We start from the raw sequence: 1229 nt of genomic DNA, 5'->3' as shown, positions 1-1229 counted from the left end.
TGAACCGCCCCGGTATTGTCGGAGACTCAACAATCTGAGAGAATACGACAATGAAAACACGAAACTACACTCCCGAGATTAAAGAACGCGCCGTTCGCATGCTGATTGAAGCAGAAAGCGACTATCCTTCTACCTGGTCAGCCGTCCAAGCCATTGCTCCTAAGATTGGCTGCACGCCTGAAACCCTGCGGTCATGGCATAAAAAGCACATAGACCAAACCATACCTGCCTCGGTACAAGCTCAAAGCCAAGAGCAACGTATTAAAGAGCTTGAACGTGAGAACAAAGAACTAAAGCAAGCCAATGAGATTATACGTAAGGCTGCCGCTTTTTTCGCCCAGGCGGAGCTCGACCGCTAACTGAAATAATGGTTCAGTTTATCGACGAAAATAAACATCTTTATGGGGTCGAGCTGATCTGTCGAGTACTACCGATTGCCCCATCAACGTATTACCGTGAAAAATATTTAGCTAATAATCCAGAAAAGCGCTCACGGCGTCGGCAGCATGACGACTATTACATCAGTGAGATCAGGCGCATCTGGCAAGATAGCAAATGTCGTTATGGTGCGCGTAAAGTCTGGCAACAGATGAAAGCTGATGGCATATGCGTTGCTCGTTGTACTATTGAGCGGTTAATGAAGCAGCATGGCCTACAGGGGGTTTGGCGTGGCAAAGGCAAGATAACCACCAACAGCCGTGACGACCAGCAAAGAGCGGATGACCTAGTTAACCGTAACTTTAATGCCCATCGTCCTAATCAGCTATGGGTCGCTGACTTTACTTATATCAAGACAACTAGCGGCTGGGTCTATACTGCCTTTATTATTGATGTGTTTGCTCGCGCTATCGTTGGCTGGAAGGTGTCTAATCGTATGAATACTGATATGGTTATGGCGGCTCTAAATCAAGCGATAGCAGATAGGAATAATCCTAAGGAGGTCATTCATCATAGCGATAGAGGGGTACAGTACTTGTCCATACGCTACACGGATAGAATGGCTGACTCTGATGTTATTGCCTCTGTGGGTACCACTGGCGATTCTTATGACAATGCATTAGCCGAAACGGTCAATGGATTGTATAAGTCTGAGGTGATTGAGTATCTAAAAGAAAAATGGCATGGCATTAACGATGTCGAGCTTGCAACCCTTGAATGGGTGGATTGGTTTAATAAGACACGACTGCATAGCGCTATTGATTATGTGTCACCTTTTGAGTTTGAAAGAC

1 protein-coding gene and 1 other annotated feature are annotated in these 1229 nt (G+C 45.8%); the gene reads left to right on the top strand.

The genetic code is table 11. From position 1 onward, the window contains the following. Positions 1-50: 50 nt before the first annotated feature. Positions 51-1229 (top strand): IS3 family transposase gene (locus JMY06_RS11665; protein ID WP_201618411.1). Its coding sequence is split into 2 segments (ribosomal slippage), with 1180 coding nucleotides annotated over them: positions 51-327 and positions 327-1229; the frame shifts between segments, so codons are not numbered across the junction. This gene is flagged as partial in the annotation. Continuing rightward, positions 326-442 (top strand) — a sequence feature (AL1L pseudoknot). It overlaps the preceding gene by 117 nt.

Source organism: Psychrobacter urativorans (assembly GCF_904846675.1).
Taxonomy (GTDB): Bacteria; Pseudomonadota; Gammaproteobacteria; order Pseudomonadales; family Moraxellaceae; genus Psychrobacter; species Psychrobacter urativorans_B.
The sequence above is the reverse complement of the archived record's forward strand: the minus strand, read 5'-3'. Positions and strand labels throughout refer to the sequence as shown.